Genomic DNA, 1,260 nt, shown 5'->3' on the forward strand with positions numbered 1-1,260 from the left:
ATTTCGTGCACTTTCCGTTAAACGTCGATCTGCGGCCGGTAGGCGAGGGCGAGTTCCGTTTTGGCGTGCGCCCCAGCCATATTTCGCTGGTGCCAAGCAACGACGATGACCTTGAGCTGGCAGTGACCGTCGAGGTGGCCGAGATCAGCGGTTCGGAAACCTTCCTGCACGTGCGCAACGAGTATTTCCTGCTGGTGCTGCACTTGCCGGGTGTTCACGAATACGACGTCGATGCGCCGATTCGCATCTATATCCCGACCCATAAACTGTTTGTGTTCGATATGCAGGGGCGGCTGGTTCAGGCGCCTGGTCGCCGCATTGCGAGGGTTGCCTGATGGCCGAAATCCGTTTGCAGAACCTCGCCCACAGCTACTCCAAAACCCCGGTGGGACCTGAGGACTACGCGATCCGTGAAATGGATCACATCTGGGAGCAGGGCGGTGCTTATGCGCTGCTCGGGCCTTCGGGGTGCGGCAAGTCGACCTTGCTCAACATCATTTCCGGGTTGCTCAGCCCGTCTCAAGGGCATGTGCTGTTCGACGGCAAAGCGGTCAATGATCTGACTCCCGAGAAGCGCAACATCGCCCAGGTTTTCCAGTTCCCGGTGGTCTACGACACCATGACGGTGTTCGATAATCTGGCCTTTCCGTTGCGCAATCAGGGCATGGTCGAAGCGAAAATTTACAGCAAAGTGCAGGAAATCGCTGAAGTCCTCGACCTCCAGGCACTGCTGTACAAGAAAGCTCGCAACCTCACCGCCGACGAAAAACAGAAAGTCTCCATGGGCCGCGGGCTGGTGCGCGATGACGTGTCGGCGATCCTGTTCGACGAGCCGCTGACGGTGATCGACCCGCACCTGAAGTGGAAACTGCGGCGCAAGCTCAAGCAGATTCACGAGCAGTTCAACATCACCATGGTCTACGTCACCCACGATCAGCTGGAGGCCTCGACCTTCGCCGACAAGATTGCGGTGATGTACGGCGGGCAGATCGTGCAGTTCGGCACGCCAAGGGAATTGTTCGAGCGCCCGAGCCACACCTTTGTCGGCTACTTCATTGGCAGTCCGGGGATGAACCTGATCGACGTGCAGCCGCAACCGGGTGGTGTCGGTTTCGCCTCGACGCACTTGCCGCTGTCCGAGGCGATGCAGCAGCGTATTGCTGAATCGGAGTGGAAAACCCTGAAGGTCGGCATTCGTCCGGAGTTCGTCCATGTGTGGGACGAAGCGTTCGATGACGCGTTGCGGGCACAGGTCGTACA

The 1,260-nt window shown here is 58.7% G+C and carries 1 protein-coding gene and 1 pseudogene; both read left to right on the forward strand.

Annotated elements, in window-relative coordinates:
- Positions 1–335: pseudogene (locus ACXRVY_RS29860) on the forward strand (ABC transporter ATP-binding protein); the annotation flags it as partial.
- Positions 335–1,260: ABC transporter ATP-binding protein (locus ACXRVY_RS29865; protein ID WP_458239054.1), on the forward strand; the 926-nt coding region annotated here is incomplete at its 3' end. The pseudogene ACXRVY_RS29860 and the gene ACXRVY_RS29865, both read left to right, overlap by 1 nt.

This window comes from Pseudomonas sp. P5_A2_2, assembly GCF_054177685.1.